This window comes from Kitasatospora sp. NPDC057692 (genome assembly GCF_042799475.1).
In the GTDB taxonomy this organism is placed as follows: Bacteria; Actinomycetota; Actinomycetes; order Streptomycetales; family Streptomycetaceae; genus Kitasatospora.
Genome location: NZ_JBHVIV010000087.1, coordinates 1 through 26,626, shown reverse-complemented (window position 1 = coordinate 26,626; position 26,626 = coordinate 1). Strand labels below are relative to the sequence as shown.

General features: G+C 76.4%; 21 protein-coding genes. 10 read left to right on the top strand and 11 right to left on the bottom strand.

What is annotated here, in order from left to right:
• Positions 1-193 precede the first annotated feature (193 nt).
• The 3 genes from ACFVFS_RS33765 to ACFVFS_RS33755 all read left to right on the top strand — a co-directional run bounded on the left by ACFVFS_RS33765 (position 194) and on the right by ACFVFS_RS33755 (position 4,744).
• Positions 194-1,318 (top strand): hypothetical protein, encoded by a 1,125-nt coding sequence (locus ACFVFS_RS33765; protein ID WP_380628693.1) that lies wholly within the window; start codon positions 194-196, stop codon positions 1,316-1,318.
• Between the two features lie 107 nt (positions 1,319-1,425).
• Complete coding sequence (locus ACFVFS_RS33760; protein WP_380628692.1) at positions 1,426-2,049, top strand: hypothetical protein; 624 nt, start codon at positions 1,426-1,428, stop codon at positions 2,047-2,049.
• A gap of 100 nt (positions 2,050-2,149) precedes the next feature.
• Positions 2,150-4,744 (top strand): NACHT domain-containing protein, encoded by a 2,595-nt coding sequence (locus tag ACFVFS_RS33755; protein WP_380628691.1) that lies wholly within the window; start codon positions 2,150-2,152, stop codon positions 4,742-4,744.
• An 88-nt stretch (positions 4,745-4,832) separates the two neighbouring features.
• On the opposite strand, the gene ACFVFS_RS33750 is transcribed toward ACFVFS_RS33755, so the two are convergent.
• The 8 genes from ACFVFS_RS33750 to ACFVFS_RS33715 form a co-directional block, all read right to left on the bottom strand.
• Positions 4,833-5,057 (bottom strand): holin, encoded by a 225-nt coding sequence (locus ACFVFS_RS33750; RefSeq protein ID WP_380628690.1) that lies wholly within the window; start codon positions 5,055-5,057, stop codon positions 4,833-4,835.
• Between the two features lie 211 nt (positions 5,058-5,268).
• Positions 5,269-7,791: a hypothetical protein gene (locus ACFVFS_RS33745; RefSeq protein ID WP_380628689.1), complete on the bottom strand. Its 2,523-nt coding sequence runs from the start codon at positions 7,789-7,791 to the stop codon at positions 5,269-5,271.
• Entirely contained in the window at positions 7,788-8,849 is a 1,062-nt protein-coding gene (locus tag ACFVFS_RS33740; RefSeq protein ID WP_380628688.1) for a hypothetical protein, read from the bottom strand. The genes ACFVFS_RS33745 and ACFVFS_RS33740 overlap by 4 nt, the downstream gene beginning before the upstream one ends.
• On the bottom strand, positions 8,846-11,602 hold the full coding sequence (locus ACFVFS_RS33735) for a hypothetical protein (protein ID WP_380628687.1): 2,757 nt from the start codon (positions 11,600-11,602) through the stop codon (positions 8,846-8,848). Before ACFVFS_RS33735 ends, ACFVFS_RS33740 begins: the two co-directional genes overlap by 4 nt.
• Positions 11,603-11,624: 22 nt before the next feature.
• Positions 11,625-13,199, bottom strand: a complete 1,575-nt coding sequence (locus ACFVFS_RS33730; RefSeq protein ID WP_380628686.1) for an Hsp70 family protein — start codon at positions 13,197-13,199, stop codon at positions 11,625-11,627.
• A gap of 52 nt (positions 13,200-13,251) precedes the next feature.
• Positions 13,252-13,767 (bottom strand): nucleotide exchange factor GrpE, encoded by a 516-nt coding sequence (locus tag ACFVFS_RS33725; RefSeq protein WP_380628685.1) that lies wholly within the window; start codon positions 13,765-13,767, stop codon positions 13,252-13,254.
• A gap of 96 nt (positions 13,768-13,863) precedes the next feature.
• On the bottom strand, positions 13,864-14,946 hold the full coding sequence (locus tag ACFVFS_RS33720) for a hypothetical protein (protein ID WP_380628684.1): 1,083 nt from the start codon (positions 14,944-14,946) through the stop codon (positions 13,864-13,866).
• Positions 14,943-15,707 (bottom strand): Crp/Fnr family transcriptional regulator, encoded by a 765-nt coding sequence (locus tag ACFVFS_RS33715; protein WP_380628683.1) that lies wholly within the window; start codon positions 15,705-15,707, stop codon positions 14,943-14,945. The genes ACFVFS_RS33720 and ACFVFS_RS33715 overlap by 4 nt, the downstream gene beginning before the upstream one ends.
• Positions 15,708-15,936: 229 nt before the next feature.
• On the opposite strand from ACFVFS_RS33715, the gene ACFVFS_RS33710 reads away from it, so the two are divergent.
• Complete coding sequence (locus ACFVFS_RS33710) at positions 15,937-17,511, top strand: S8 family serine peptidase (protein WP_380628682.1); 1,575 nt, start codon at positions 15,937-15,939, stop codon at positions 17,509-17,511.
• 141 nt (positions 17,512-17,652) lie between these two features.
• Positions 17,653-19,227, top strand: a complete 1,575-nt coding sequence (locus ACFVFS_RS33705) for a S8 family serine peptidase (RefSeq protein WP_380628681.1) — start codon at positions 17,653-17,655, stop codon at positions 19,225-19,227.
• 50 nt (positions 19,228-19,277) lie between these two features.
• On the opposite strand, the gene ACFVFS_RS33700 is transcribed toward ACFVFS_RS33705, so the two are convergent.
• A complete protein-coding gene (locus ACFVFS_RS33700) occupies positions 19,278-20,180 on the bottom strand; it encodes a LysR substrate-binding domain-containing protein (RefSeq protein WP_380628680.1) in 903 nt (300 codons plus the stop codon).
• Between the two features lie 115 nt (positions 20,181-20,295).
• Here ACFVFS_RS33700 and ACFVFS_RS33695 point away from each other — a divergent pair, with 115 nt between their 5' ends.
• From ACFVFS_RS33695 to ACFVFS_RS33685, 3 genes are all read left to right on the top strand, one after another.
• On the top strand, positions 20,296-21,231 hold the full coding sequence (locus ACFVFS_RS33695) for a pseudouridine-5'-phosphate glycosidase (protein WP_380628679.1): 936 nt from the start codon (positions 20,296-20,298) through the stop codon (positions 21,229-21,231).
• A gap of 3 nt (positions 21,232-21,234) precedes the next feature.
• Positions 21,235-22,140: a carbohydrate kinase family protein gene (locus tag ACFVFS_RS33690; RefSeq protein WP_380628678.1), complete on the top strand. Its 906-nt coding sequence runs from the start codon at positions 21,235-21,237 to the stop codon at positions 22,138-22,140.
• Between the two features lie 198 nt (positions 22,141-22,338).
• Positions 22,339-22,572 (top strand): hypothetical protein, encoded by a 234-nt coding sequence (locus tag ACFVFS_RS33685; RefSeq protein WP_380628677.1) that lies wholly within the window; start codon positions 22,339-22,341, stop codon positions 22,570-22,572.
• 68 nt (positions 22,573-22,640) lie between these two features.
• Here ACFVFS_RS33685 and ACFVFS_RS33680 read toward each other — a convergent pair whose 3' ends face one another.
• Positions 22,641-23,687, bottom strand: coding sequence for an endonuclease/exonuclease/phosphatase family protein (locus ACFVFS_RS33680; protein WP_380628676.1), 1,047 nt, complete (start codon positions 23,685-23,687; stop codon positions 22,641-22,643).
• 11 nt (positions 23,688-23,698) lie between these two features.
• A complete protein-coding gene (locus ACFVFS_RS33675) occupies positions 23,699-24,463 on the bottom strand; it encodes a M15 family metallopeptidase (protein ID WP_380628675.1) in 765 nt (254 codons plus the stop codon).
• A gap of 142 nt (positions 24,464-24,605) precedes the next feature.
• On the opposite strand from ACFVFS_RS33675, the gene ACFVFS_RS33670 reads away from it, so the two are divergent.
• Positions 24,606-25,280, top strand: coding sequence for a response regulator transcription factor (locus tag ACFVFS_RS33670; RefSeq protein ID WP_380628674.1), 675 nt, complete (start codon positions 24,606-24,608; stop codon positions 25,278-25,280).
• Entirely contained in the window at positions 25,277-26,425 is a 1,149-nt protein-coding gene (locus ACFVFS_RS33665) for a sensor histidine kinase (protein ID WP_380628673.1), read from the top strand. The genes ACFVFS_RS33670 and ACFVFS_RS33665 overlap by 4 nt, the downstream gene beginning before the upstream one ends.
• Positions 26,426-26,626 lie beyond the last annotated feature (201 nt).

The window sequence follows — 26,626 nt, the reverse complement described above, 5'->3', positions numbered from 1 at the left end:
AAACACGGCAGCCGCCGCGAACGGAGCGTCAATTTCCGGGAAAGATCCGCGAATTCGGCGCAGGATCAGGACAACTGTCCGGAGGGCCGCGGAATTCGGAGGCATTCGGGGACCCGTGCGCGTTGGAATCACAGCTGCGGTCCCTTTCGCGCTTGAGCCTACTCCCGGTGGGCGAGGGCAGAGAAGAGATGCCATGGACGATTTCGACGGCGAGTCCCCCCGGCGCACCCCCGTCTTCTGCACGCTCGTCAACGCCACCCTCGACCTCGACCGCGACGACCTCGGGCACCCCGGCCACCCCGGTCTGTGGGCGCGCCTGCTCGGCGACCGGCGACCGGTCCACCGGCGCGGCCTCTACTGCCCCGACTGCCTCGCCACCCGCGGAGTCGCCGCGTGGATGTACGTCTTCGAGCGCCGGGGCGTCCGCGTCGCCGCCCACCACAACCCGCGCCACCACCGCTACCACGGTGAGAGCGACGAGCAGAAGGCCTACAAGGAGCGCTACCTCCGGGTGGTCGAGAGCGCCGGGCACACGGCCGAGGTGGAGGCGGTCGGGGCGGACGGGCGGCGGCGCTCGGACGTGCTCGTCACCGGCGCCGACGGCCGGCGGTTCGGCTTCGAGCCGCAGCTGGCGTACATCACGGCGGCGACGGCGCGGCACCGCGACGCCGCCGCCCGCGCCGACGGCATCACGCCGGTCTGGCACACGGTCGACCCGCAGGCCCCGCTGATCGACGCCGTCCACTGGACCCGTACGGACGACCTGCCCGCGGCCGCCATCCGCGACGACCGCCACCTGCTCGTCCGCGGCGGCGTCCGGGCCCTCGCGCTGGAGCAGTGCGAGCGGATGCCGACTCCCTGCCCGTCGCGCCGACGGGGCAGCTGCGGTCGGCGCCATCCGCGCTGGGACCCCAGGCCCCGGCAGTTCGACGCCCTCGTCCGCGACATCGTCGCCGGCTCCTTCCAGCCGCTCACCCTGCGGGCGGGCCGCGGCCTGCACCGCTTCTGGGCCAGCGCCGGCGACCTCGACGCCTTCCTGGAGAACGGCGGCACCCTGGCCGCCGGCCACGGCACCGCGACCCGCGGCGCACCCCCGCGCCGGGGCAGCGGCGGCTCCCGCCCACGCCGGGACGTCCACCGCCGGCACCCCGGCCCGCCGGCCGTCGATTTCCCGCCCCCGATCACCAGGCCGCCCATCGCACCGCTGGTGCGCGACATCTGCACCGCGGGCCGGGGCACCCGCTGCGGAGCACCGGCCCGGCTGTACCCGGGAGGCTGGTTCTGCGACGGCCACCGGCCCGGCTCCCGCCCTCGGTAGCGCTCCGGCCGCCGCTCCCGCCGACGGCCGGGCCGGGGCGTCCGGCATGATGGGCGCCGTACGAAGCGCCCTTGCGGGGCGCGGGTCGGAACGGGGAGGGCGGGTCGATGAGGCGTCTGGCAGTGGTGGCGGCCGGTGTACTGGCGGGGGCGGTGGCGGTGACCGGCTGCGGAAGCGTGCGCAGCACGGGCGGTGGCGGGACGGCCGCCTCCGCCCCGTCCCCGTCCGTGTCCGCCGCCCCGACGGGCTACACCGAGGCGGTCCGCAAGGGCGTCGCCGAACACGACCGGCTCTTTCCCGGGGTGGCGGCGCTGGGCTGCGCGTCGGTACGGCCGGACCCCACGGCCGCCGGCACGGGCACCGGGCCGGCCGATCCCGTCGATCCGTGGGCGGCCAGGCACGCCGAGAACTCGATGTACAAGCAGATGGCGCCCCTCGACGCGGCGGACCGCTGCCGGGGCGAGGCGCACCGCAAGCGCATCGCCGACGCCGTCGGGCCCCGCGCCGCCGCTGCGCCGCTCACCCAGGACGAGGTGCTCGGCATCCTGGCCTCCCTCGGCTACCCGGCCGGCAGCGTGCAGTTCCAACCCGCGGGCGGCGAGCTGTCGTTCGAGGTCAGCGTCCCGGGCACCGGCCCGTGCGTCGCCGGCCGGCTCGGCAGGTCCGTCACCGTCGAGGCCCACGGGCCCTACCTGGACGGCGGCTGCACCGAGCCGAAGGGCGGCCACTGACCCCGCGAACCGCGCCGGTGCTGGTACAAAGGACGGGCGCGGCAGCGGTCGACAGAGGCGGGACGGGGGAGTGACGGAATCCGAACCGGGCCAGGGGCCCATGGACATCCGCAACATCGTCACCGACAGCACGGTCCACTACCTGGTCCAGATCGGCGTGCTCAACGGCGAGTTGCACCTCACCGTGCCGCCCCCGCCGGAACCGCCGGCGACACCCCTCGCCCTCGCCGAGGAGCGGCTGGCCCGCAGTCTGCTCTACCAGTGGCGGGCCGAGGCCGACGCCTGGGACATGGCCGACCCCGAACCGCTGGCCGTCCGCTGGGTGCACAGCCGCACCGCGCTCGGGCCGGGGACCGAACTCGGCGGGCGCGGTGACCGGGTCGGCACCATGGCGGAGGCCCTGCTCGGGCTCGACCGGCGCCGCCTGCTGATCCTCGGCGGGGCCGGCGCGGGCAAGACGACCCTGGCCGTGCTGCTCACCCTGGAGCTGCTCGCCCGCCGGCTCACCCGCGGCGAGGACGTCCCGGTGCCCGTCGTGCTCTCGCTGGAGTCCTGGGACGCGGAGCGGGTCAACTTCCACGACTGGCTGATCGGCCGGATCGCCGAGGAGCACCCCGGTCTGCCGCGGGTGGACGGACTCCACCCCGCCGGCCGGCTGGTGAGCGAGCGGCGCCTGCTGCCCGTACTGGACAGCCTCGACGAGCTGCCCGAGCACCGGCGGATCGCCGTGCTCGGCGCCCTCGGGCGCCAACTGGGCCAGGACGGCGGGGTGGTGCTGATCTGCCGCACCGAGGCCTACCGCGAGCTGGTGTCGGCGCAGCGGGACGTGCTGCGGGTGGACTCGGCGATCGAGGCGCTGCCGCTCGACCCCGCCGACGTGGCGGCCTACCTGCGCCAGGCCCGGCAGCCGTCGCGCGCGCGGGAGTGGGCGCCGCTGCTGGCCGAGCTGCGCGCCGAGCCCAACAGCCCGGTGAGCCGGGCGCTGTCGACGCCGCTGATGGTGTGGCTGGTGCGGCGCGGCTACGAGCGGGCGCCGGCGGACCCGGGCGAGCTGGTGGACCGCAGGCGCTTCGCGACCGCCGCGCAGGTCGAACGGCACCTGCTGGACCTGATCGTGCCCGCGTCGTTCCCGCAGCTGCCGCCCGGCCCCGACCGGCTGCACCCGCCCCGGCAGTGGGAGGCGGAGCAGGCGCGGGTCTGGCTGTCCCACCTCGCCCGGCTGATGAGCCGCCAGGGAACCGCCGAACTGGCCTGGTGGCGCCTGTTCGGCACGCCCCTGCCCCGGGCGCTGGCGGTGCCCGTGCTGATCGCGGCGGGGATCGCCCTGTCGGTGCTGTTCGAGCTGGTGCTGGGGCTCGTCGACGACTCCTCGCACCGGTACTACGGCTTCGGAACCACCCTGGGCCTCAGCGTGACCATGGCCGGGGCGGTCCGGACGGCCGGGCAGGCGTGGTTCGGGGACGACCCCTCGACGCCCCGGCGGCGGGCCAATCCGCTGCGGTTCGCCGGCGCCCTGCGCTCGGCCGGCCGCAACGGGAGGCTGGGCCGGGCCTGGCGGCTCACGGTGGTGGTCGGTGGGCCGCCGGTGATCCTCGCCCTGGGCGTCCACCAGTACCTGGTGCCGTCCTCGGCGGGGCTGATGCTGGTGGTGGGCCTGCTGCTGCCCGGCTATCTGATGATCGTGATGGCGGCGCCCTCGGACACCGTGGACGCCGCGACCCCCGACGCGCTGCTCCAGTCGGAGCGGACCGCGGTCCTGCTGACGATGGTCGTCCTGGCGCCGCTGATCGCCGTCGGGATCGAACTGCTGGGCTGGGCGCGGTCCCACCCCCAGGGGGACTGGGCCGGCGGCCTGGCGGCCTGGTGCGGGGCGTGCGCGATGTTCCTGCTGATCAGCCCGTGGAGCCGGTGGCTGCTGGCGCGGTGCTCGCTGGCGGCGGCGGGCCGGGTGCCGTGGGCACTGATGACGTTCCTGCGCGACGCCCACCGGGCCGGTCTGCTCCAGCGGACCGCCGGGACGTACCGCTTCCGCAACCTGCGGCTCCAGCAGCACCTGGCCGCCGCGGCCGGCCCGGTGCGCCCGCCGGGGACGGGGGCGGTCCCCGCACCGCGCAGGGCGCCCACCGCGGGCGGCCCGGGCCCGGGAACGCCGTCCCTGCCACCGGCCTCGACCTGGCGGGGCCTCACCGTGCGGCGCGAGCCGGCCTCGTACCTGCTCACCGGCCGGACGCGTGAGGTCACGCTCGCGCACTGGGGCCCGCTCGGCGCCCTGATGGCGCTCCAGTTGGTGCGGACCACGGTGAGCGGCACCTGGGACCGGCTGGAGTCCTGGGCGCCGCTGGTGGGGCTGCCGGTGATCGGCCTGCTGCTGATGCTGATCCGCCTGCTGCCCCGGCGCCGGTTCGACCTGCACATCACCGACACCTTCATCGCCGCCCGGCGGGGCCGGCGCAGCTGCCACTACGCGTGGCACGACGTGGACGAGGTGGCGGTCCGCCGGGTCCACGTCCGCGGGCGCGACGCCCGGGTGCACGGCATCCACGTCCGGCCGAGCCCGGGGGCGCCCGTCCCCCCGGCCTACTTCCGGGGCCGGGACGGGTGGTACCTGGTGCAGCCCATGGGCGTCGGACCGGGCCTGCCCCCGGACGTCGCGGAGGCGCTGGCCGAGCTCTCCGGCGGCCGCTGGCGGCCGTAGCGCGGGACCGGGAGGCCCGGCCTGCTCCGGCCCCGCCGGGCCGGAGCAGCCGGTCGCGCCGGCTGGGCCGGTCCGTCGGCCGCGTCGGTCAGTCGCGGCCGCGGACCAGCAGGGCGGCCGAGGCCGGGTCGCCGACGCGGGTCGCCACCGCCCCCTTGAGGACGCTCAGCGCGGCCGGCAGCGCCGCCACCGCCGCCGCCTTGAGCGCGCTGATGGACGTCAGGTCGAAGGTGTCGGCCAGCAGCAGGCCGAGGAAGGCGGCGGCGTAGGTGGCGACGGTGCGCTCGGTCAGATCGACGATGAACTTCCGCATGGTCAGGACTCCTTGCGCGGTGGAGGTGATCAGGTGCGTGGTCGGGGAGCACCCGGACGGGGTCGTTCGCCGGGGACGGGGTCGGTGGCCGGAGGACCTGCGGGGACGGGGAGTTGCCGCCCTCGGGGTGTACACGTTCGGGCCCCCGGTTTCCGAGGACGGTCCCGGTGCGTATCCGGGGAGGTCCGGGGGCCGAGGGGCGGCCCGGGGCTCAGGCCGGGTCGCAGGTGAGCGGCTCGGCGCGGGGTCCCTCCGGCGTCGGCCGGAGCAGGGCGAAGCAGGTCGCGGTCGCGGTGCGGCCGTCCTCGGTGACGCGGACCGCGTAGCCAATGGGGCCGGGCCGCGCGCCGGGGTCGGCGGTGAGGTGCCACGGGGCGGTGGCGGTGGCGCCGGCCGCCAACCGCCGCAGCGGCGCGGCCCCGGGCTCGGCCCGCCAGCCCGGCGGGAGCGCCGGCGGGAGCACATCGACCGACACGTCCCGGTGGGCCGTGTTGGTCAGCCGCAGATCGGTCCCGGCGAGGCGCGGCCGGACCAGCGCGGTCGAGGACGACCAGACCCGCAGGCGGGTGATGCGCGCGCCCTCCTGCCCGGGCAGCACCATCGGGAGGATCCTGATCGCCGACGTGCTGAGGCCGAGCTCGAACCGCCGGTCCAGTCCCGTCAGGAGGTTCTCGTTGGACACCCGTTCCCGGCCCGCGTCCACCCAGGTGCCGTCGGCGGTCAGCACCCGGACGGTGGTCAGCGCGAAGCCGCCGGGCTCCATGTCCAGCTCGATCCGGGAGACCGGCACCGGGCTCCCGAAGCCGATCTCCAGCCACTCCTCCCGCCGCAGCCAGTCCGCCATCTCCTCGGCGTCCGCCGCGTCGGGAATGACCGCGTACGGGCTGCCGTACGTCGACCAGGTGCCGCCCTTCCCGTCGCGCGGCCCGTCCGGGCTGCTCCCGGGCGCGGAGTAGCTCGCCGAGAAGGCCGGCCAGGAGCCGTCCCCCCGGAAGGCGGCGAGGTCGACCTCCCGGGCGAAGTCCGGCAGCGGGCGGAGCCACCGGTCGACGGCGGCGGGCAGCCCGAACGCCGCGGTGGGCGGCAGCGATCCGGTGAACAGCAGGGTGAGGGCCGCCGGCACCGCCGCCAGGCCCGCCAGATGGGAGAGGAGCAGCGCCCGCCGCGCGCGGGCCGTCCCGCCGGAACGCCGGACCCGGGGGCCGCCGTCCGGGCGGAGGCGGATGCGGCGGGGGATGCGGCGCGGGACCGGCAGGCGCCGGGGTGCGGCGGCGATTCCGGCGGTCCAGAGCAGCAGCCCGCCCAGCGCCGGGCCCGTCTCGGCCGCCGGTCCGTCGGCCAGGAACCGCACCCGGCCGCCGGTCCGGTCGAGCAGCCGGACCAGGTTCCCCGCCCCCGCCTCCTCCAGCCACCCGCGCACGGCCTCCTCGCCGTCCCCGGGCCCCGGACCGGCCGGGGTGGCGCGCAGCGCGGCGGCGCGGGTGAGCACCACGGCGATCCGCCGCGGACGGCGGCGCCGGGGCAGCGCGTCGACGGCACGGAGCACCCGCTCCGCCGCCGGGACGGACCCGGGCGCCGGCGGTCCGCCGACCGGGCCGGTGAGCGCCCGCCGGACCGAGGGGAGCGTCAGCGCGTCGAGGACCAGCACCAGACCGTGCGCGCCGCGCAGGCCGTCCACGGTGTCGACGCCGGACTGCTCCGCGAACACCGGGCCCGGCGGATCGAGCAGCACGAGCGTGCGCCGCCCGCCGCGAAGCCCCGTCAGCTCCGCCGCGGCCGTGCCCGGCAGTGTGCCACCGACCCGCCCCCCGAGCGGCCCGACCACCCCGGCCAGGTGTGCGAACCCGCCGCGGACGACGGTGCTGCGCCCCGACCGGGGCGCCCCCGCGACGAGCACCGTCCGCGCGGGTGCGCCGCCCGGCGGCACCGGCCGGGAGCAGTGCGGGCAGCGGGTCTCCAGCCGCCGGGCGCCGAACAGCGTGCCGGCGGGCAGCCGGACCCCGCAGCGGCAGGTGCGGCGCAGTCCGCCGTGCCGGTCGGGAAGCATCCGCCGGTGCCGCGCGCCACATCCGGGGCAGAGCCGGTCCGGCAGCTCCACCGCGCGGCCGCAGTCCGGATGCGGGCAGACCGCGGCCGCGCCGGTCAGCCGGCGGCCGAGGCGGTCGACCGCCCGGCAGACCGTCCACCAGAGCCGGAATGCGGCCAGCAGCACGGCCCGGAGCAGCAGTTGGCAGAGCAGGGCGGGGAGCGCCAGGAGCGCCGACACCAGGACGGCCGTGGCGGCGCTGAGAACCCTGAGGAGGCGGAGCAGCCCGCCGATGCCGAGGCTCACGAACCGCTCGGTGCGCCGCCACGACCCGCCCTCGGGCGGCAGCAGCCCAGGGACGATCCTGAGCGCGGCCCGGAGTTCCTCCGCGTAGGCCTCCCGGAGGCCGTGCCACAGCGCCCGCAGCGCCTGCCCGCCGGCCCGGTGCAGATACGGCTCCCGGGTGGGGCCGTCGTCCGCTGGGGAGGGCGCGCCCGCGCCGAACGCCTCCCGGACGGCCCGGACATGGCGCAGTAACAGCCGCGGCAGGACGATGACGAGGCAGTGCAGCGCCACACCGGCGGCCGCGAACAGGAGCCCGGCCCAGATCAGCACCGGGAGCAGCAGGAGGGCGAAGACGGCGTTGCCCCACTCCTGCGCCGTCGGACCGCGGCGTGCCCGGCCGTTCGGCCCGTGCCCCGGCGTCATGCCCGCCCCACCCGCCCGGTCCGGCCCAGGAAGCCGACGCGGTGCAGCAGCCACAGCAGCGGGTCCTCGACCCGGTGCGGACGCGGGCCGCCGGGCGGCGTCGCGCCGGAGCGGGGCGCGGCGCCGAGCGCGGAGAACGCGAAGAGCTGGTGGTCGGCCCGCTCCTCGCGCAGCCGCCGGGTGATCCCGCCGCCCCGCCAGAGCTCCAGCAGCGCCCGCAGTTCGGTGTCCACGGCCGCGCGGTCCACCGGGTCGTACGCCGGGACGGGGGAGCGGCGGCGGTGCAGCGGGGAGTGCGGCGGCAGGGCCGGGGTGAGCAGGTCGAGCTTGGCCAGGCCGACCGCGACCGGGATCCGGATCCGGCCGCCGTCGCCCCGGGGCAGCCCGGCGAGGGCCCGGTCCAGGGCCTCCGCCGACCGCGTTCCCCCGCCCGGGCGCAGCCCGGTTCCGGGCAGGTCGCGTGGGTCGAGCAGCAGCACCGCCGCGTCCGCCGCGGCCAGGTCCGGCGGGGCGGCGCCGACCGGGGTGTCCAGCAGGACCAGCGTCAGCGTCCGTTCGCGCCGCCCGCCGCCGAGGCTCAGCCGGTGGACGAGCGGTCGGGGGCCCGCGTGGGGGTCGTGGGCGGCGAGCGTACGCCCCTCCCGGTAGAGCGGGTGCTCGTAGTGCTGCCGGACCTCGTGTTCCGTCCGGTCGTCGCCGGGCAGCAGGGCCGCGCCCAGCTGCGCGCCGAGGCCGTGCCGCAGTTCGTGCAGCAGGACGGCGAGGAAGGTGCTCCGCCCGCTGCCGGCCGGCCCCGCGACGGCGACGATCAGGCCGGGCTCCCCGAGGTGGCCCTCGGGCAGCCGCTCGCCGCACCGGCGGCAGTGGCGGCGCGAGGTCGTCCGCCCGCAGCGGCCGCAGACGGCGGACGGCGCCCGCGGATCGGCGAGGGCGAGCCGGCCGTCGCCGGGGCACGGGTCCGGCCGGGAGACGCACCGGAAGACGATGTCCGCGCGGCCGACCCGGCGAAGACAGGTCGGGCAGACGAGGCCGTCGCCGCGACGGCCCGGGCGGGTCACGAGCGGTCCTCCGCCCGCCGCGCGCCGGTCCGCAGCCGGCTCACCGGCGGGTCGACGAGCACGATCTCCTCGCCGAGGGTGAAGCAGCGCAGCCAGGAGACGCGCCCCCGGGGCAGCCGGGCGGTGAGCACGGCGGGGCGGCCGGGCCCGATCCGCACGGCGCCGAGCTCGGCGAGGGTCTCGCCGTCACCGGCGGCCAGCGGCCAGGTCGGCCCGGTGGAGGCGACCAGCACCAGCCCGGGCAGCAGGACCTCGGTGGCGCTCCGGAAGACCGCCCGCACCGAGCGCCGTCCGGGCAGCCCCCGGCGGGTCAGGGTGTACGGGACCTCGATCCGGGCCGGCAGGACCAGCCGGACCGGCGGGCCGAACGCGGGCAGGCCGTCCGCCCGGCCGACCGGGCGCAGCTCGACCTCGGCGGCCGCGCCGTGCGGCACGGGGAGCCGGACCCCGTCGCGGTGCAGATAGCCGAGGCGGGTGACGGTGCGCCGCCGGAGCGCGCCGTCGGCGACCCGCCAGCGCACCTCGGCCTCGCCGGGCCCGTCCGGCGGCCAGTCGAAGGTGACCACCGCCTCGCCCGTGCTCCGGAGCACCGCCGCGTTCCGCAACCCGGGGACGGCCACCACCGGTTCGCCCGCCCCGATCGCGGCGCGGTCGCCGGCGACCGTGACCGCGACGACCACGGCGCCGCGCCCCGGGGGCCGGAACCGCAGGCCCCCGGCGATCGGGCGGCTCGCCAGCCGGGTGCCCCGGGCGGCGACCTCGGCCGGGCTCAGCAGCCGTCCGACCGGCCAGGGCGGACGGGTGTCGAAGGCGTACAGGCGGACCTCGCCGCGCGCGGACTCCGCCGGGGAGGTGAAGCGGGCGTCGAACAGGTCGGGGTCCTCCTCGGCGGGCGCGACGGCGAGGGCGGTGACCGGCTCCGGCGGCGCGAGCGGGACGGCGCCGAGCAGCAGGCCCGCGGTGGCCGTCACGGTGCCGTCGTCCTCCCGGTAGAGGGCCTGGATCCGGTAGCCGTGGGCGCGGCCGTTGGGCCGCCCCCGGTCGGTGAACCCGTCCGCCCGGGCGGGGATCACCGTGCCGTACGGGGCCGCCCTGCCCTGCGGGTCCGCCTCCTCCGCGTCGTCCGCGTCGTCCGCGTCGTCCGTCTCGTCCGCGCTGTCCGTGTCCCGCGGGTCGGCGAGGCGGGTGACGCGCACCGCCTCCGCACCCGCCGGGAGCCGCCAACGGCCGCTCACCACACCGTCGTCCGCCTCCAGCCGGGCCGCGCCGACCTCCGGCCGGTGGCACACCGGTCCGCAGACGGCGAGCGGCGAGTACAGCCCGTCCGGTTCGGCGGAGCGCCGTACCGCGACCCCGTAGTGGACCGGCGCGTTCACCGGCGCCCCGGTGTCCAGCAGCGAGGTCGCACCGGGAGCGGGCGGGTCCAGGACGGTCCCGTCGGCCACCGAGCGCGGCGCCCGGTCGACGCGCCGCACCACCACGTACTCCGGCCGCCCGGCCGTCGACGGGGTCGGCTCCCACGCCACCAGCACGCCGGTCCGGTCCGCCGCCGCGCTCACCCGGGGGACCGGACGGACCGGCAGCGAGCGGCGCACCTCGTCGAGCCGGGGCAGGTCCCGGACCAGAGCCTCGGCCCGGTCCAGCAGCTCCCAGGCCTGGTCGGGATCGGCGACCCGCCGCCCGGAGGCGAGGTCGCCGAGCCGCCGCGCCTCGGCCAGCGTCGCCCGGACGTGCGCGGCCGGAGCCGCGGCCTCCGGTGGGAGCGCCCGGTCCGGGAGCCGGTCGAGCACCGCCGCCGCCTCGGCCAGCAGCCCGTCGGCGACCAGCGCGCGCAGCCGGGCGGTCACCGGGTCCGGATCCGGCTCCTCCCGCACGGCCAGGACCAGCCGCCGGGCGTCGGGCGCGGCCACCGACAGGCCCCGCTCGGCGTGGGCGAGCAGGGTCCCCGCCCCGGCCCTGGCCGCCCGCCGGGCCCGCAGCGGCTCGGCCAGCTCGTGCAGCAGCACCGCGCGCAGCCCCTCCGGCCCCAGGTCGCCGAGGACCTTGCGCGCGGCGGCGGCCACGGCCTGCGCCGCGGTGTGGGCGGCGCCGTGCGGCTGTCGGCCCCAGCGCAGCGCGGCCGCCTCCAGCGCGCGCTCGGTCGGCGCGGGGCCGGTGAACGGCCGGACCGGGGCGTCGGTGTGCTCCCCGGGGGCGCCGGCCGTCAGGAAGTCGGCGAGGTGGCGCAGCCGCAGGACCGCCAGCTGCCGCGCGCAGCGGGCATAGGCCGGGTGCGGCAGGTCGCGGGGGAGCGGGTCCGGGGCGGCGACGGTGACGGTCAGCGCCGCCAGGGCCTCGTCCAGCCGGGCCGGGTCGGCCCCGTGGACGGCGCCGACCCGCGCCAGCGTGGCGGGGGCGATCAGGCCGAGGCCGGCGGCGGCCTCGCGCAGGGTGGCGAGCAGCTCGTCCCGCGCGGCCGCGGCGCGGCGGCCCTGCTCGGCGACGGCCGCGCGCAGCGGGGCGAGGTCGCCGCCCCGCGCCGCCTCGAAGACGGCCTGGTGCGGCAGGTGGCCGGCCTCCAACTCCTCGATCACCGCGAGGTACTTGAGCCGGGTGCGGTGCCGCCGCCAGCAGGCGCGGGCGGCCCGCACCGCCTCGTCGACCCCGGCCGCGGTCAGCTCGGCCGGGAGCTGGTAGCGGTGCCGCAGGTCCTCGTCGACCGGCAGGCCCCGGTCGAGCACCTCGCGCAGGTAGCGCGCCTCGTCGAACGCCATCTCGGACGGCCTCCCGCCGCCGTCAGGTGATCTGCTCGCGGCCCAGCGCGATCCTGGCCTCGTCCACCGCGGCCTCGGTCATGCCGCCGATCTGCACGGACAGTTCGAGCCGCCGACCGGTCTCGCGCTCGGTGGCGACCACCTCCAGCAGCCCCGAGGCGCCGAGCGAGAACTCGCAGGCGAACGGCCAGCGCGCGGGCTTGCCCGGCGGGATGTCCAGATCGCCCTCGGCGACCACGGTGTTGTGGTCGAGCTGTTCGGACTCGACGGCGCCGGCCTGCTCCATCACCTGGATCCGCACCCGGCGCTGACCCTCGCGGACGGTGTAGAAGTCCTCGGTCACCGCGGCCGGGAGGCCGTCGTTCGCGTGGACGAGGTGGCTGACGTACTCGCGGTCCGTCTCGACGTCCAGCACGCGGATGCCGTAGCCGCGCGCGGCCACCGTCGCGACCTGGTAGGCCTGCCGGGTGATCCGGCCGGTATCGGGCAGGTCGGGGGCCCCGGAGGCGGGCAGGTCACCGCTCTTGACGATGGACAGGGCCCGGTCGAGGGCGTACAGCGCGGCGCCGCGGGCCACCGTCAGATCGGGGTTGTGCAGCCTCGGCTCGAAGCCGAACTCCTCGCGCAGCCGCTGCGCCACGGCGGGCATCTTGGTGGAGCCGCCGACCAGCAGGACCTCGTCGAACCGCCCGACCCCGCGCTCGCGGGCCAGCGCCAGGGTGCGCCGGGTGATCTCGACCGTGCGGTCGAGCAGGTCGCGGGTGAGTTCCTCCACCAGGTCGCGGGTCAACTCGACCTCGGCGACCCGGCCCTGGTGCATCACGCGGACGGTGTAGCGCTCGCGGAAGGAGAGCGCCCGCTTGGCGTCCTCCGCGTCCCGCCGCAGCTGGGTCTCCGAGTGCTGGTCCGCCAGCGGGTCGTCCACCTCGGGGAACCGGGCGCGGAACGCCTCGACCAGGTGCATCACGATCCGGTCGTCGAAGTCGGTCCCGCCGAGCTCCTTGGCCCCGTCGGTGCACAGCACCTTGAGGTCGGTGCCGCGCAGCGTCAGCACGGTGGTGTCGAAGGTGCCGCCGCCCAGGTCGTAGACCAGCACGGAGCGGTCGCGCTCGGCGTCGGTGTCGAGCACCCCGTAGTCAAGGGCGGCGGCGATCGGCTCGGCGACGACGTCCAGCACCCGCAGGCCGGCGATCTCCCCGGCCTTGCGGGTGGCGTCGCGCTCGGCGAGCCCGAAGTACGCGGGCACCGTGATCACCACGTCCCGCACCTCTGCCCCGCCGCTGACCCGCGCGTCGTCCGCGAGCTTGCGCAGGATGCGGGCCGAGACCTCCTCGGGCGTGAAGGCGCGTCCGTGGAACTCGCGGAGCACCGACTCGCCCATGTCCCGCTTGATCAGCCGGACCACCCGCTCCGGGTCCAGCACGGCCGCGTCCTTGGCGCTCTGGCCGACGACGGTGGAGTCCGCGCTCTCGAAGTACACCACCGAGGGGGTGGTGTCGGAGCCCTCCAGGTTCCGCAGCACGGTGGGCCGGCCGACGTCGTCGACGCAGGCGACGCAGGAGTAGGTGGTGCCGAGGTCGATGCCGTAGACGGCCATGCGGTCCCTTCCCAGGGGGTTCACCGAACAGGAGCGGGGGAGCGCGCAGCCGTCAGGGGTCCCAGCGGGCCACGACCACCTCGGACTTGCGCACCACCCGGTCGCCGGAGGCGAAGCCGGCCGAGACGACGCGGCTGACCGTGCGGTCCTCCTCGGGGGCCGCGGCGGTGTCCCGCCCCACCGGGCGGTGCCGGGCCGGGTCGTAGGGCTCGCCCACCGCTGCCGTGTAGCGCTCGACGCCGGTGCCGGCCAGGGCGTCCGCCGTCTCGTCCGCGAGCGCGCGCAGGAGTACGCCCAACTCGTCCACGGTCAGCGGGGAGTCGAGCAGCTCCGCCTGCCGCAGGATCTGGTCGTGCAGCCGGATCAGGGGGTGGCGGACCAGGTCCAGCGCACGCTCCAGATCGCCGCGCCGCAGCTGCTCCAGCTCGGTGTGCAGCCGGGCGATCAGGTCCTCCCGGCGCTCGGCGAGCTGCTGCTCGCGGGCGAGCGCGCCGGTGAACTCCCGGGCCAGTGCGGCGAGATCGTCGACCGGTCCGGCTTCCTCCGCTGCGGGTTGCGCCTCGGGCACCGCGACCCCCGTTCCCCGTGACAGTGCGTCGTCCACCTTAGCGCGCCGGTGCCCGCCGGCGCGGCGCTTCGGAGACGATCGCTCCCGGGGAGCGCCTCAGTGGTGCGGTCCGTGCCACCAGGGGTCCGCCGAACCGTCGAGCGGGTCGTGGCCGTGGTGGGTGTCATGGGAGTGGTGGTGGTCGTCGTACGGCGTGCCGGTGTCCTCGTGGTGCGGGTCCTGGTGGTGGTGCGGGTCGTCGGCGGCCCAGACGTCGGCGCCGTAGCCGTCGTGGTGCGGCCCGTGGCCGTTGTCGTGGTCCGCGTGGTGGTCCGTGGGGGAGTCCGCCGGCTGCTCGGCCTCGTGCCCGTGGCGCTCGTGGTGCTCCTCGTCGCCCCGGCTGTCCGTGTGGCCGTGGTGGCCGTGGTGGTCGTGCCAGGTGTGCCCGTGGCCGTCCTCGTGGTGGTGGTGCGGGTCGTCGTGGGGGACGTGCGGGGTGGCGCCCAGGGCGGCGCCGACCAGGGCGTCGCCGAGGCCCCGCAGCAATGCCGAGCCCGCCGACCGGCGGCGGGAGCCGGGCGGGGCGGGCGAGGGCAGGACCACCAGGTCGCCCGAGCGGGGCGTGGCCAGCCAGGCGCGCGCCTCGAAGCGCTTGTCCGGGATCGCCACGGTGATCTCGGTGAACTCCTCGACGGGCACGCCGCTCGCACCCGTCGCGAAGGCGTCGGTGAACAGGTCGTCGGCGACCACCAGTGCCAGGTCGGTGTCCGGCGTGGTCCTGAGCGCCGCCCGCGCCTGCGCGCAGTCCAGCAGCCGGCAGGCCGTCTCCACCGAACGGGCCAGGTAGCCCAGCGGCGCCCGCTGCACCCCGCCCTGGGCGAGGGCCGCCCGGATCCGCAGCCGGCCGGAGGTGCCGGACGCCTGGTTGAGCGTGTGCAGCGCGTCGCGCAGGCCGAGCACCAGGCCCGGCAACGCCTTCGCCTCGTCGGTCACGGGCGGCAGCAGGAGCAGTTGGCCGTCGCCCCGGTCCTGGGCCTCGCAGCGCGACCGGTCGACGCCGGCCCGCTTGCAGGCGTGGTCCAGCGCCCGGTCCAGCCGCTCCTGGACCTTCTGCTGGACCGGGTACGGTCGGCCGCCGTACGCCTCGATGTCGACGACCAGGCAGATCCGGCGCAGCCGGGGGGTCGCGGTGCGGCTCATGCCCGGCCGCCTCCTGCCGGGGGGAGCGGTACGCCGGCCGCCCGGGCGAGCAGGGGGCGGTCGAGGACGACGAGTTCGCGGTAGCTGGTGCGGACGGCGCCCTGGCCGCGAAGGGTGCGCAGCGAGCGCTCGACGCTGGCGGGGGAGAGCCTGGCGAGCGCGGCCAGGTCGGCGTGGCTGAGCGGGACGTCGATCCGCAGGCCGTCCTCGACGGGCGTGCCGTAGGAGCCGAGCAGGGTGTGCAGGGTGCGGGCGAGCCGGGCCAGGCCGGTGCCGTGGCCGGCGTCGACCCGGTGGCGGGTGGCCGAGCGCAGCTTGCGGGTGACCGAGCGCTGGACGGCGAGGGCCGCGGCGGGCCGGTCGGCGAGGAACTCCAGGAAGGCCGGACCGCCGATCTCCCGGGTGGTGCTGGTACGCACCGCGAGGACGCTGGCCGAGCGCGGCTCGCCGTCCAGCACGGCCAGTTCTCCGAGGAGTTCACCGGGCAGCCGGACGGCGAGCAGGGCCTCGCCGCCGTCCTCGGTGGCGGCGACCACCTTGACGCAACCGGTCAGCAGGAGGGCGGCCCGGTCGCCCGGCTGGCCCTCGATCATCAGGGCCTCGCCGGGAGCGTAGACCCGCCGGGTGCCGAGCCGCCCGAGCTCCCGCAGGTCGCCTTCGCCGAGGCCGGTGAACGGCCCGCGAACGAAGGGTGTGATCCGGGGGACGCCGGGTCTGCCCGGTTCCCCGTCCGGTTGCGTGACATCGCGTGCGCTGTGCATGGTGCCTGCCCCCACCGGTCGGCAACCCCGCCCCAACAGGGCGATTCCGTACGGAAGATAGCGCACCGCCCGGTGCGGTGTCAGTCTCGGCGCGCCGTGCACCGCCGGTCCGCACGGATCCCGGTCCGATCTTCTCAGAAGAGCAACAGCCGTTGGTTGTCAGGGAATTGACGATCCATCAGGCTGGTGGAGAGGTCCATAAAGGTCCATACCAGGAGGGGGTTCGGCGATGGGTTCTGGACGACGTCTGCGAAGGGTCTGCGGGGTGCTGGGCACGGCCGCGGTCCTGGTGGTCGGCGCCGGCGGGGTGTTCCCCGCGTCGGCGGCGGCCCGGGAGGGGGTGGTGCAGGGTGAGGGGTCGCCCGCCGCGGTTCCCGGGAGCTATCTGGTGGTGTTCAAGCCCGCTGCCGCGGTGGCGGGTTCGGTGGCGGACGGTGCGGCGGCGCTGGCCCGTTCCTACGGGGGGACGGTGCGGCGCAGTTACGATGCCGCGCTGCGCGGGTTCTCGGCCGATCTCACGGCGAAGCAGGCCCGGCGGCTGGCCGCCGATCCGTCGGTGGAGCTGGTCTCGCAGAACCGCCGGGTGCGGGCCGACGGCGTGCAGACGGGTCCGGAGTCCTGGGGCCTGGACCGCATCGACCAGCGCCGCTTCCCGCTCGACCAGCGCTACACCTATCCGGACACGGCGGGTGCCGGGGTGACGGCGTACATCATCGACACCGGGGTTCGGATCGCCTCGACGGAGTTCGGGGGGCGCGCCTCCTACGGCTACGACGCGATCGACAACGACAACGTCGCGCAGGACGGCCACGGCCACGGCACCCATGTCGCGGGGACGGTCGCCGCCCGCAACTACGGGGTGGCCAAGGCCGCGAAGATCGTGGCGGTGCGGGTGCTCAACGACTACGGCGAGGGCACCACCGAGCAGGTGGTCGCGGGCATCGACTGGGTCACCAAGCACGCCGTCCGGCCGGCCGTCGTCAACATGAGCCTGGGCGGGGAGGTGGACCCGGTCCTGGACGCCGCCGTCGCGGGCGCCGTCGCCGCCGGCATCCCGTACACGGTCGCCGCGGGCAACCAGCACGCCGACGCGAACACCCACTCCCCGGCGCGGGTGCCGAGCGCCATCACGGTGGGCGCGAGCGACAAGATCGACGGGCAGGCCTCGTTCTCCAACTACGGTCCGCTGGTGGACCTCTACGCGCCCGGCGTGGACATCGAGTCGGTGTCGCTCTGGGCGGACCTCCCGGGGCTCGGCACCCCCATGTCGGGCACCTCGATGGCCGCCCCGCACGCGGCGGGCGCCGCCGCCCTCTACCTGGCGTCGCACCCGACCGCCACACCCGCCCAGGTGTCCGCCGCGCTGACCTCGGCGGCGACCGTCGGCTCGCTGCGCGGCCTCGGCACCGGCTCCCCGGACCGCCTGCTGTACACCGGCACGGTGCCGAACCGGACGCGCGGTGCGCGGTTCGCCTCCACCGCCCCGGTGCCGTTCACCGGGAAGGGCACCTTCGAGTCCCCGATCACCGTCACCGGGGTGTCCGGCAAGGCGCCGCGCGATCTCGACGTCGTGGTCGACATCGACTACTACTGGCGCGGCTACCTCAAGGTCGAGCTGGCCGCCCCCGACGGCGCGGTGTTCCTGCTGCGCGACTTCGACCGCGTGGAACTCGGCGGGGACGTCCTCACCACCTTCGGCGTCGACGCCTCCGCGCACACCGCGGCCGGGGTCTGGCGGCTGCGGGTGACCACCTACGGCGAGTTCTTCCCCGGCACGGTCAACGGCTGGGCCCTGCACTTCTGAGCGGTCCCGGCGGAGCGCCGCGCGCCAGCGGTCCGGGCGGATCCCGGGTCGGTCGTCGGCGAAGCACAACCGTCTTTGATTGCCATGGATCTGATGAAGAGTCAGTCTTGCTGAGAGGTTCGTACCGGAGGGGGTTCGACGATGGGTTCTGGACGACGTCTGCGAAGGGTCTGCGGGGTGCTGGGCACGGCCGCGGTCCTGGTGGTCGGCGCCGGCGGGGTGTTCCCCGCGTCGGCGGCGGCCCAGGAGGGGGTGGTGCAGGGTGAGGGGTCGCCCGCCGCGGTTCCCGGGAGCTATCTGGTGGTGTTCAAGCCCGCTGCCGCGGTGGCGGGTTCGGTGGCGGACGGCGCGGCGGCGCTGGCCCGTTCCTACGGGGGGACGGTGCGGCGCAGTTACGATGCCGCGCTGCGCGGGTTCTCGGCCGATCTCACGGCGAAGCAGGCCCGGCGGCTGGCCGCCGATCCGTCGGTGGAGCTGGTCTCGCAGAACCGCCGGGTGCGGGCCGACGGCGTGCAGACGGGTCCGGAGTCCTGGGGCCTGGACCGCATCGACCAGCGCCGCATCCCCTACGACGACCGCTACACCTATCCCGACACGGCGGGCGCCGGAGTGACGGCGTACATCATCGACACCGGGGTGCGGGTCACCTCCGAGGAGTTCGCCGGCCGGGCCTCGAACGGCTACGACGCGATCGACAACGACAACGTCGCGCAGGACGGCCACGGCCACGGCACCCACGTCGCGGGGACGGTGGCCAGCGCGTCCTACGGCGTCGCCAAAGCCGCGAAGATCGTGGCGGTGCGGGTGCTCAACGACGACGGCGAGGGCACCACCGAGCAGGTGGTCGCCGGCATCGACTGGGTCACCAAGCACGCCGTCCGCCCGGCCGTGGTCAACATGAGCCTGGGCAGCGAGCCGGACCCGGTGATGGACGCGGCGGTCGCGAGGTCCATCGCGGCGGGCCTGACCTACACGGTCGCCGCGGGCAACCAGAGCATCGACGCGAGCCAGCACTCCCCGGCCCGGGTGCCGACCGCCGTCACCGTCGGCGCGAGCGACCGGGACGACGCCGAGGCCTCGTTCTCCAACTACGGCCCGCTGGTGGACCTCTACGCGCCGGGCGTGGACATCGCCTCGGTCTGGCACGTGGTCGACATGGGCGGCCTGAGCACCACCATGTCGGGCACCTCGATGGCCTCCCCGCACGCGGCGGGCGCCGCCGCGCTGTACCTGGCGTCGCATCCGACCGCCACACCCGCCCAGGTGGCCGCGGCGCTGACCTCGGCGGCGACCGTCGGCTCGCTGCACGGGCTCAGCACCGGCTCCCCGGACCGCCTGCTGTACACCGGCACGGTGCCCAACCGGCCGCGCGGCCCGAAGTTCGCCGCCCCCGGCCCGGTTCCGTTCGACGGCAAGGGCACCGTCGAGTCCCCGATCACCGTCACCGGGGTGTCCGGCAAGGCGCCCCGCGACCTCGACGTCTCCGTGGACATCGACTACTGGTGGCGCGGCGACCTCAAGGTCGAACTGGTGGCCCCGGACGGTGCGGCGTTCCTGCTGCACGACACCGACATCGGGGAGGCCTACTCGAACCTGGTCGCCGTGTACGGGGTGGACGCCTCCGCACACACCGCGGCCGGGGTCTGGCGGCTGCGGGTGACGGACGTCGGCGGCTACTTCCCCGGCACGGTCAAGGGCTGGTCGCTGCAGTTCTGAGCGGCCCGGCGGGTCGGAACGGTCGGCACGGCCGGAAGCGGTCGGAGCGGTCAGAACGCCTCCAGGACGGCCGCCTCCTCGCGGATCAGCTCGCGCAGCGCCGCGAGCCCGGGGCGGCGGTCGTCCAGGCGCCACTGCAACTCCAGCGGCAGGGTGGCCCGGCCGGCCAGCCGCACGGTGACCACGTCCCCGGTGAGGTGGCCGGTCATCGAGGCGGGGACGAGCGAGAACGCCCGGCTCTGCGCCAGCAGGTAGAGCCGGGAGCCGACGATCCGGGCCGGGCCGACCAGCACCGGCGGCTCCACCCCGCGCTCGGCGCACAGGGCCAGAACGTGGTCGTAGTAGCGCGGGCTCTGCTCCCGCGGCCACAGCAGCAGCGGCAGGTCGCCCAGCTCGTCCAGCCGGACGGCCTCCCGCCCGGCCAGCGGATGGTCCCGGCTGAGCGCGACCCGCACCGGCTCGTCGGCGATCCGCTCCCGCCGGTAGCCGGGCACCTCGTCGAGGAAGCGGCCGAGGCCGATGTCGGCGAGTTCGGCGGCGAGCGTCGACGAGACCCGGCCGGTGTCCACCGACAGCTCGGCCAGGACCAGGTCCGGCAGCTCGCGCTCGGCCCGGCTGACCACGGCCGGCAGCAGCCGGTTGACCACGGTGGGCGAGGCGACGATCCGCGCCGTGCCCAGCCGGGCCTCCTCGTGCAGCCGCACCCGTGCCAGCAGAGCCCCGGCCCGGTCGAGCAGGCCGGCGGACTCGGCGGCCATCACCTCCCCGGCCGGGGTCAGCCGCACCGCCCGCCTGCTGCGGTCGAACAGCTCCACCCCGACGGTCCGCTCCAGCCGGGCGACCTCCTGGCTGACCGTCGGCTGGGAGATGTGCAGCCGCTCGGCGGCCCGGCCGAAGTGCAGGGTGTCGGCCACCGCGAGGAAGACCTCCAGCTGACGCAGGGTGAAACTCATAGCCGGAAGTCTATGAGAAGGGCCGGTATTCATTCTGGATCCCGATGTGATCGCTCCCTACGCTGAAGCCACCCCTGCCACACCGTGGTGGCAGCCTCACAGGGAGCACACCGCCATGACCGGACTGCCCATCCGCATCTCCGAGGAAGTCGCCGAGGCCGTCGCCGCCGGTGCCCCCGTCGTCGCCCTGGAGTCGACGATCTTCACCCACGGGCTGCCCCGGCCGCGCAACCTGGAGGTGGCGCTGGAGGCGGAGGAGCGGCTGCGCTCCACCGGTGTCGTCCCGGCCACCATCGGCGTCTTCGCGGGCGTGCCCACGGTGGGCCTGTCCACCGAGCAGATCAAGGAGCTGTCCGAGTCCGACGACCTGGACAAGTCGAGCCTGCGCGACCTCCCGGTGATCACCGCGCTCGGCCGCCACGGCGGCACCACCGTCGCCGCCACCGCCTTCCTCGCGCACCGCGCCGGGATCCGGGTCTTCTCCACCGGCGGCCTCGGGGGCGTCCACTTCGGCGCCTCGGAGAGCTTCGACGAGTCCGCCGACCTGACCACCCTGGCCACCACCCCGGTCACCGTGATCAGCGCCGGGGTGAAGTCGATCCTCGACATCCGGGCCACCCTGGAGCGCTTCGAGACCCTCAACATCCCGGTCATCGGCTACCGCACCCGCCGCTACCCCGGCTTCTACGTCACCGATTCCGGCCACGCGATCGGCTACCGGGTCGACAGCCCCGAGGAGGCCGCCCAGGTGATCGAGGCCCGCGACGGCCTCCAGCTGCCGCAGGCGGTCCTGATCGCCAACCCGGTCGACCCCGACAAGCAGCTCCCGCCGCAGGAGCTGGACGCGCTGCTCACCCGCGCCTGGGCCGAGGCCGAGCGCCGGGGCATCACCGGCAACTCCTCCACCCCGTTCCTGCTCGACTTCATCCAGCGCGACACCCAGGGCCGCAGCCTGGAGGTGAACATCGAGGTCTACCGGGGCAACGTCCGGCTGGGCGGCGAGATCGCCACCGCGCTGGCCGTCGGCCGGAACGCCCGGAACGAGGGCTGACGCGTGCTCGGAGTGCTCGGCGACCTCGTCGAGGACGTCGTCGTCTGGGTGGCCGGCCCGCTGCGGCACGGCACCGACTCCGACGCCCGGGTCTTCCGGCAGCGCGGCGGCAGCGCCGCCAACGTCGCCGCCTTCGCGGCCGGCCAGTGCCCCACCAGGTTCCTCGGCTGCGTCGGCGACGACCCGGCGGGGCACGGCCTGACCGCCGAACTGGCGGGCCGCGGTGTGGACGTGCGGGTCGCCCGGCGCGGCAGGACCGGCAGCATCGTCGTCCTCATCGACGAGGCGGGCGAGCGCACCATGCTCCCCGACCGGGGTGCGGCCACCCTGCTGGAGACCGTCCCGGACGCCTGGCTGGAGGGACTCACCCACCTGCACGTGCCCGCCTACTCCTTCGACGGGGAGCCGGTCGGCACGGCCGCCGTCGACGCGCTGCGCCGGATCCGGGCGGCGGGCGGCACCACCTCGCTGGACGCCTCCTCGACCGGCATGCTGGAGGGCTTCGGCCGCGAGCGCTTCCTCGCCCTCGCCGCCGACCTCGCGCCCACCCTGCTGTTCGCCAACCGGGAGGAGTCCGCGTACCTGGGGCTGCTCGCCGACGGCCGGCCGGGGCCGGAGCGGGACCGGCTGGCGGCCACCACGGTGGTCACCAAGTCGGGCGCCGAGGCGACCACGATCGACGTGCCGGGGGAGCGGCCGTTCACCGTGCCGGTGCCGCCGGTCGGCGAGGTCCGCGACCTGACCGGCGCGGGCGACGCCTTCGCGGCGGGCTTCCTCGCGGCCTTCCTGGACGGCCGGCTGACCGGCACCGGGCCGGGCGGGGCCGGGCTGCGGGAGGCCGCCGCGCGCGGGCACCGCTGCGCGGCGCGGGTGCTCGCCTCGCCCGGCGCGTCGTGCCCGCAGGACTGACCCGGACCGGCCCGGCGGGCGGGGGGCGTAGGACCGGCCCGGAGGGGGCCGCAGGACCGGCCCGGCGGGCCCGACCCGCGGGGCCGGTCCGGTTGTCCGGGACACGCTCACCAACGGCGCAGGGTCCGATCGGCGGGGAGCGGCGTGCGGTAGGAGATGGCTCGTCCCATCGCCCACCCGACAAGGAGTTCCGCCGTCATGACACTCGCCAGATCCGCCGCCCGCGCGATCGGTTCCGTCCTGCTGCTGGCCGCCGCGCTGCTGGCCGTGCCGCTGAGCGCCGCCCAGCCGGCCGCCGCCCAGGGCCCGCGCAACGAGAAGGAGGCGGCGGTGTGCCGCCACGTCCTCGGCACCTTCCTCGGCTTCGCCGGCCGGCACGTGGCCGACGCGTGCGCCGTCCAGCCGCAGGACGCCGGGGCCGCGACCCGCTGAGTCCGGACGCCGCCGGTGCCGACCGCTGCGCCCCGGTCCCTCCCGGGGCGGAGCGGTCGGCGCCGGTGTCACCCCGTGAGCCTCGCCGCCACCGGGCGGTGGTCACTGCGCGTCGCCGGGAGGGTCCAGGTGTCCGTGGCGGAGAGCCCGCGGGTGAGGATGTGGTCGATCCGGACCACGGGGAAGGCCGCGGGCCAGCTGAAGCCGAAGCCGGTGGCGGCGCGGGTGAGGCGGTCGGTGAGCGGCGCGAGGGCGCGGTCCCCGGAGGCCGTGTTGAGGTCGCCCAGCAGCAGGACCCGGCGCAGCGGTTCGCCGTCCAGGGCCGTGGCGAGGGCGGCGATGTCGCGGTCGCGGTGGGCGGTGGCGAAGCCGCCGAGGGTCGTCCGCACCGAGGCCAGGTGCGCCACGTAGACGGCCAGCGGGCCTCCCGGAGCGCTGACCTCGGCCCGCAGGGAGCGGTTCCAGCCGGGGTCGATCACCAGCCGCCGGGACTCCGCCACCGGGTAGCGGCTCCACAGGGCCACGGTGCCGGTGCGCGCGTAGTGGGGCAGCGCCGTGTCGAGCACGCCCCGGTAGGCGGGCAGGGCGGCGTCGGTGACCTCCTCCAGGGCGACCAGGTCCGGGCCGGCGGCGAGCAGTGCGCGGGCGGTGCCGGCCGGGTCGCCGTTGGCGGCGTTGACGTTGTGGGTGACCACCGTCAGGCCCCCGACGCCCGCCGCACCCGCGGTGCCCACCGCACCCGCCGTCCCGCCGGACAGCAGCCCCGGCCCGAACACCACCGCCCACACCAGGGCCAGCACCCCGCCCGCGCAGGCCGCCGCCGGGGCCCGGCGCAGCGCCGCGCACAGCAGCACCGGTGCGAGCACCAGCCCGCTCCAGGGCAGGGCGCTCTCCCAGAGCCGGCCCAGGCCGAGGCCCAGGTCCGGCACCAGCCGGTGGCCGCCGAGGGCGAGCGCGGTGAGCAGCCCCAGCGCGGCGGGCACCGGCCCGCGCCGCCACCACGGGCCGGGCCGCCGACCGGGCGCGTCCAGGCGCCGGGGTGTGGACCGGCGCCGCCGGGACGGCCGGTCGGCGTCGGTGCGGGGTTCGGGAAGGACCGCCGTGATCGCCGTCATGACGCGCCTCCTCATCCCGCGGCGTCCTGGAGCTGCGCCGGGCAGGTCCCGCCGGGCCGGGTGAGCAGTTCGAAGTGCCAGACCTCGTTGGCGTACACCTGGCACAGCCCGTACGCGGCGCCGTGCTGGATGAGCCAGTAGTCGGCGTCGGTCGGGCCGACGTCGACCGCCTTGCCCGTGACGTGCGCGGACCTGTCCGGCGTGTTGACGAACTGCCGGGCCCGCTCCAGGCCGCCGTACCTGCTCACCGCCCGGTCCAGCAGCCGCTGCTGGTAGGCCCTGCTGCGCCAGCCGGAGGTGACGGTCATCTCGATGCGCTGGGCCCGGGCATCGGTGGCCGCCCGCTGGAGGGCCTCGCGCAGCGGGGCGTCCAGGTTGCCCACGGCCGGGGAGGCGGTGTCGAAGGGGCTCAGGGTACGGCCGTCGGGTATCTCGCCGTCCGCCTCCGGTCCGGTGGCCGTCGCCGTGGCCGTCGCGGAGGCCGTGGCCGTCCCCTGGTCGGCTCCCGTCGGGCCGGTCGCGCCTCCCGTGGCGGCGGCCGGCGCGGTCCGGGAGCCGACGGCGGCCGCCGGGGCGGAAAGGGCGGCCCGGGTGCCCGGCGGGTCGGCGGCGCACGCCCCGGTCAGGGCCAGCAGCGCCACCGCCGAGGCGCCCGCGGCCAGCCGCCCCCGTCCGGCCCGTGCCGTCGCCCCCGCGGGCGCGCCCGGCTCCGTGTCCCGCTCCGCGCCCACCGCGGTTCCCGTCCCGGTGCCCGTCCTCGTGCGGGGCGTGTCCATTGCTGCCTCCCGATGTGCTGGTGCGTTCGGTGACCATTGGAGGAGGCGCCGTGTTTCGAGGACGTCTGCGCGGACCGATACGTTTTCGATAGGCCCCATCGGGTCCAATGGGCTGTGAACGGCGAAGACGGGAGAACGGCACGTGCGGGTCCTGGTGGTGGAGGACGAGATCTACCTCGCGGAGGCGGTCCAGGCCGGACTGCGGCTGGAGGCGATCGCCTGCGACATCGTCACCGACGGTGACGCGGCGCTGGAGCGGCTGGCGGTCCACGGCTACGACGTCGTGGTCCTCGACCGGGACATCCCCGGCACCCACGGCGACGACGTCTGCCGCAGCATCGTCGAGGGCGGCCTGGGCTGCCGGGTCCTGATGCTCACCGCCGCCGCCCGCCTCAACGAGAAGGTCGCCGGCTTCGAACTCGGCGCCGACGACTACCTCACCAAGCCCTTCGACCTCGCCGAACTCGTCGTCCGGCTGCGCTCGCTGGCCCGCCGCCCGGCCCAGGCCGCCCCGCCCGTCCTGGAGTACGCCGGAGTACGCCTGGACCCCTTCCGCCGCGAGGTCTACCGCGACGGCCGCTACGTGGGCCTGTCCCGCAAGCAGTTCGCCGTCCTGGAGGTCCTGATGGCGGCGCGCGGCGGCGTGATCAGCGCCGAGGACCTGCTGGAACGCGCCTGGGACGAGAACGCCGACCCCTTCACCAACGCCGTCCGGATCACCATCTCCGGCCTGCGCAAACGCCTCGGCGACCCGTGGATGATCCAGACCGTGCCTGGCGTGGGCTACCGCCTCGGCGAGGAGGGCCCCCGGCGGTGAGCAGAACCCCCCTCGCCGGGCGCCCGCACCGCCCGCGCCCGCGCCGGCTGACCGCCCGGATGCGGCTGACCCTCAGCTACACCCTCTTCGCCGTCACCGCCGGCACCCTCTCGCTCGCCGTGGTCTACGTCGGCATGCGCTACGTCCCCAACTACCCCCTCACCTCCTCCAATCCGCGCTACCGCGCGGACGCCCCCTCCCGCCAGGAGATCCTGCGCGCGATGCTCACCGCCAGCGGCTACGCCCTGGCCCTGCTGACCGCCGTCGGCCTGGTCGGCGGCTGGCTGATCGCCGGCCGGGTGCTGCGCCCGCTCAAGGACATCACCGAGGCAGCGCACCGGGCCGCGAGCGGGGCGCTGGAGCACCGCATCGCCCTCACCGGGCCGCGCGACGAGTTCACGGAGCTCTCCGACGCCTTCGACGAGATGCTGGCCCGCCTCCAGCGCTCCTTCGAGGCCCAGCAGCGCTTCGCCGCCAACGCCTCCCACGAGCTGCGCACCCCGCTGGCGATCACCCGCACCATGCTCCAGGTCGCCGCCGCCGACCCGGCCGGCCAGGACTGGGACAAGCTGGTCGGCCGCCTCCAGGACACCAACCAGCGCGGCATCGAGATCAGCGAGGCCCTGCTCCAGCTCGCCGACCTCGGCCACACCGCGCCCGATCTGGCCCCCACCGACCTCGCCGCCGCCGCGGGGGAGGCGCTGGCCGCCGTCCGCGACGAGGCCGCCGCCCGCGGCGTCCGGATCACCGCCGATCTGCACCCCGCGCCGACCACCGGCAACGCCGTCCTGCTGCGCCAGGCGGCCGTCAACCTGCTCCACAACGCCCTGCGGCACAACCTGCCCGCGGACGGGCGGGTCACCCTGGTCACCGGGGCCGACCCGGAGCGGCCCGGACGGGTGCGCCTCGGCGTCGCCAACACCGGTCCGCAGCTGACGGCGGAGGCCGTGGCCACCTTCACCGAGCCCTTCCTGCGCGGACGCGGGCGCACCGCCGAGAGCGATCCGGCCCGCCGCGGCCACGGCCTGGGCCTGGCGATCGTGGCCGCCGTCGCTGAGGCCCACCACGGGGAGCTCCACCTGGCACCCGAACCGGCCGGCGGCCTGCGGGTGACCCTCGACCTGCCCGGCTCGCCCGAGCAGTAGCGGGGCCGGGGCCTCCCCGGAGCGGCTCGCAGCGGCTAGGGCGCGTATTCGGTTGTGATCAATTTGCGGGTTTCGCCCTCGCGGTTGCCCCTGATCCGGTAGACCATGGTGCGTGACCCGTGTGCAACTGACCGACAGCGAGTGGGAGTTCATCGAGCCGTACTTGCCGATCGGCAAGTACGGCCCCTATCCCGAACCGCT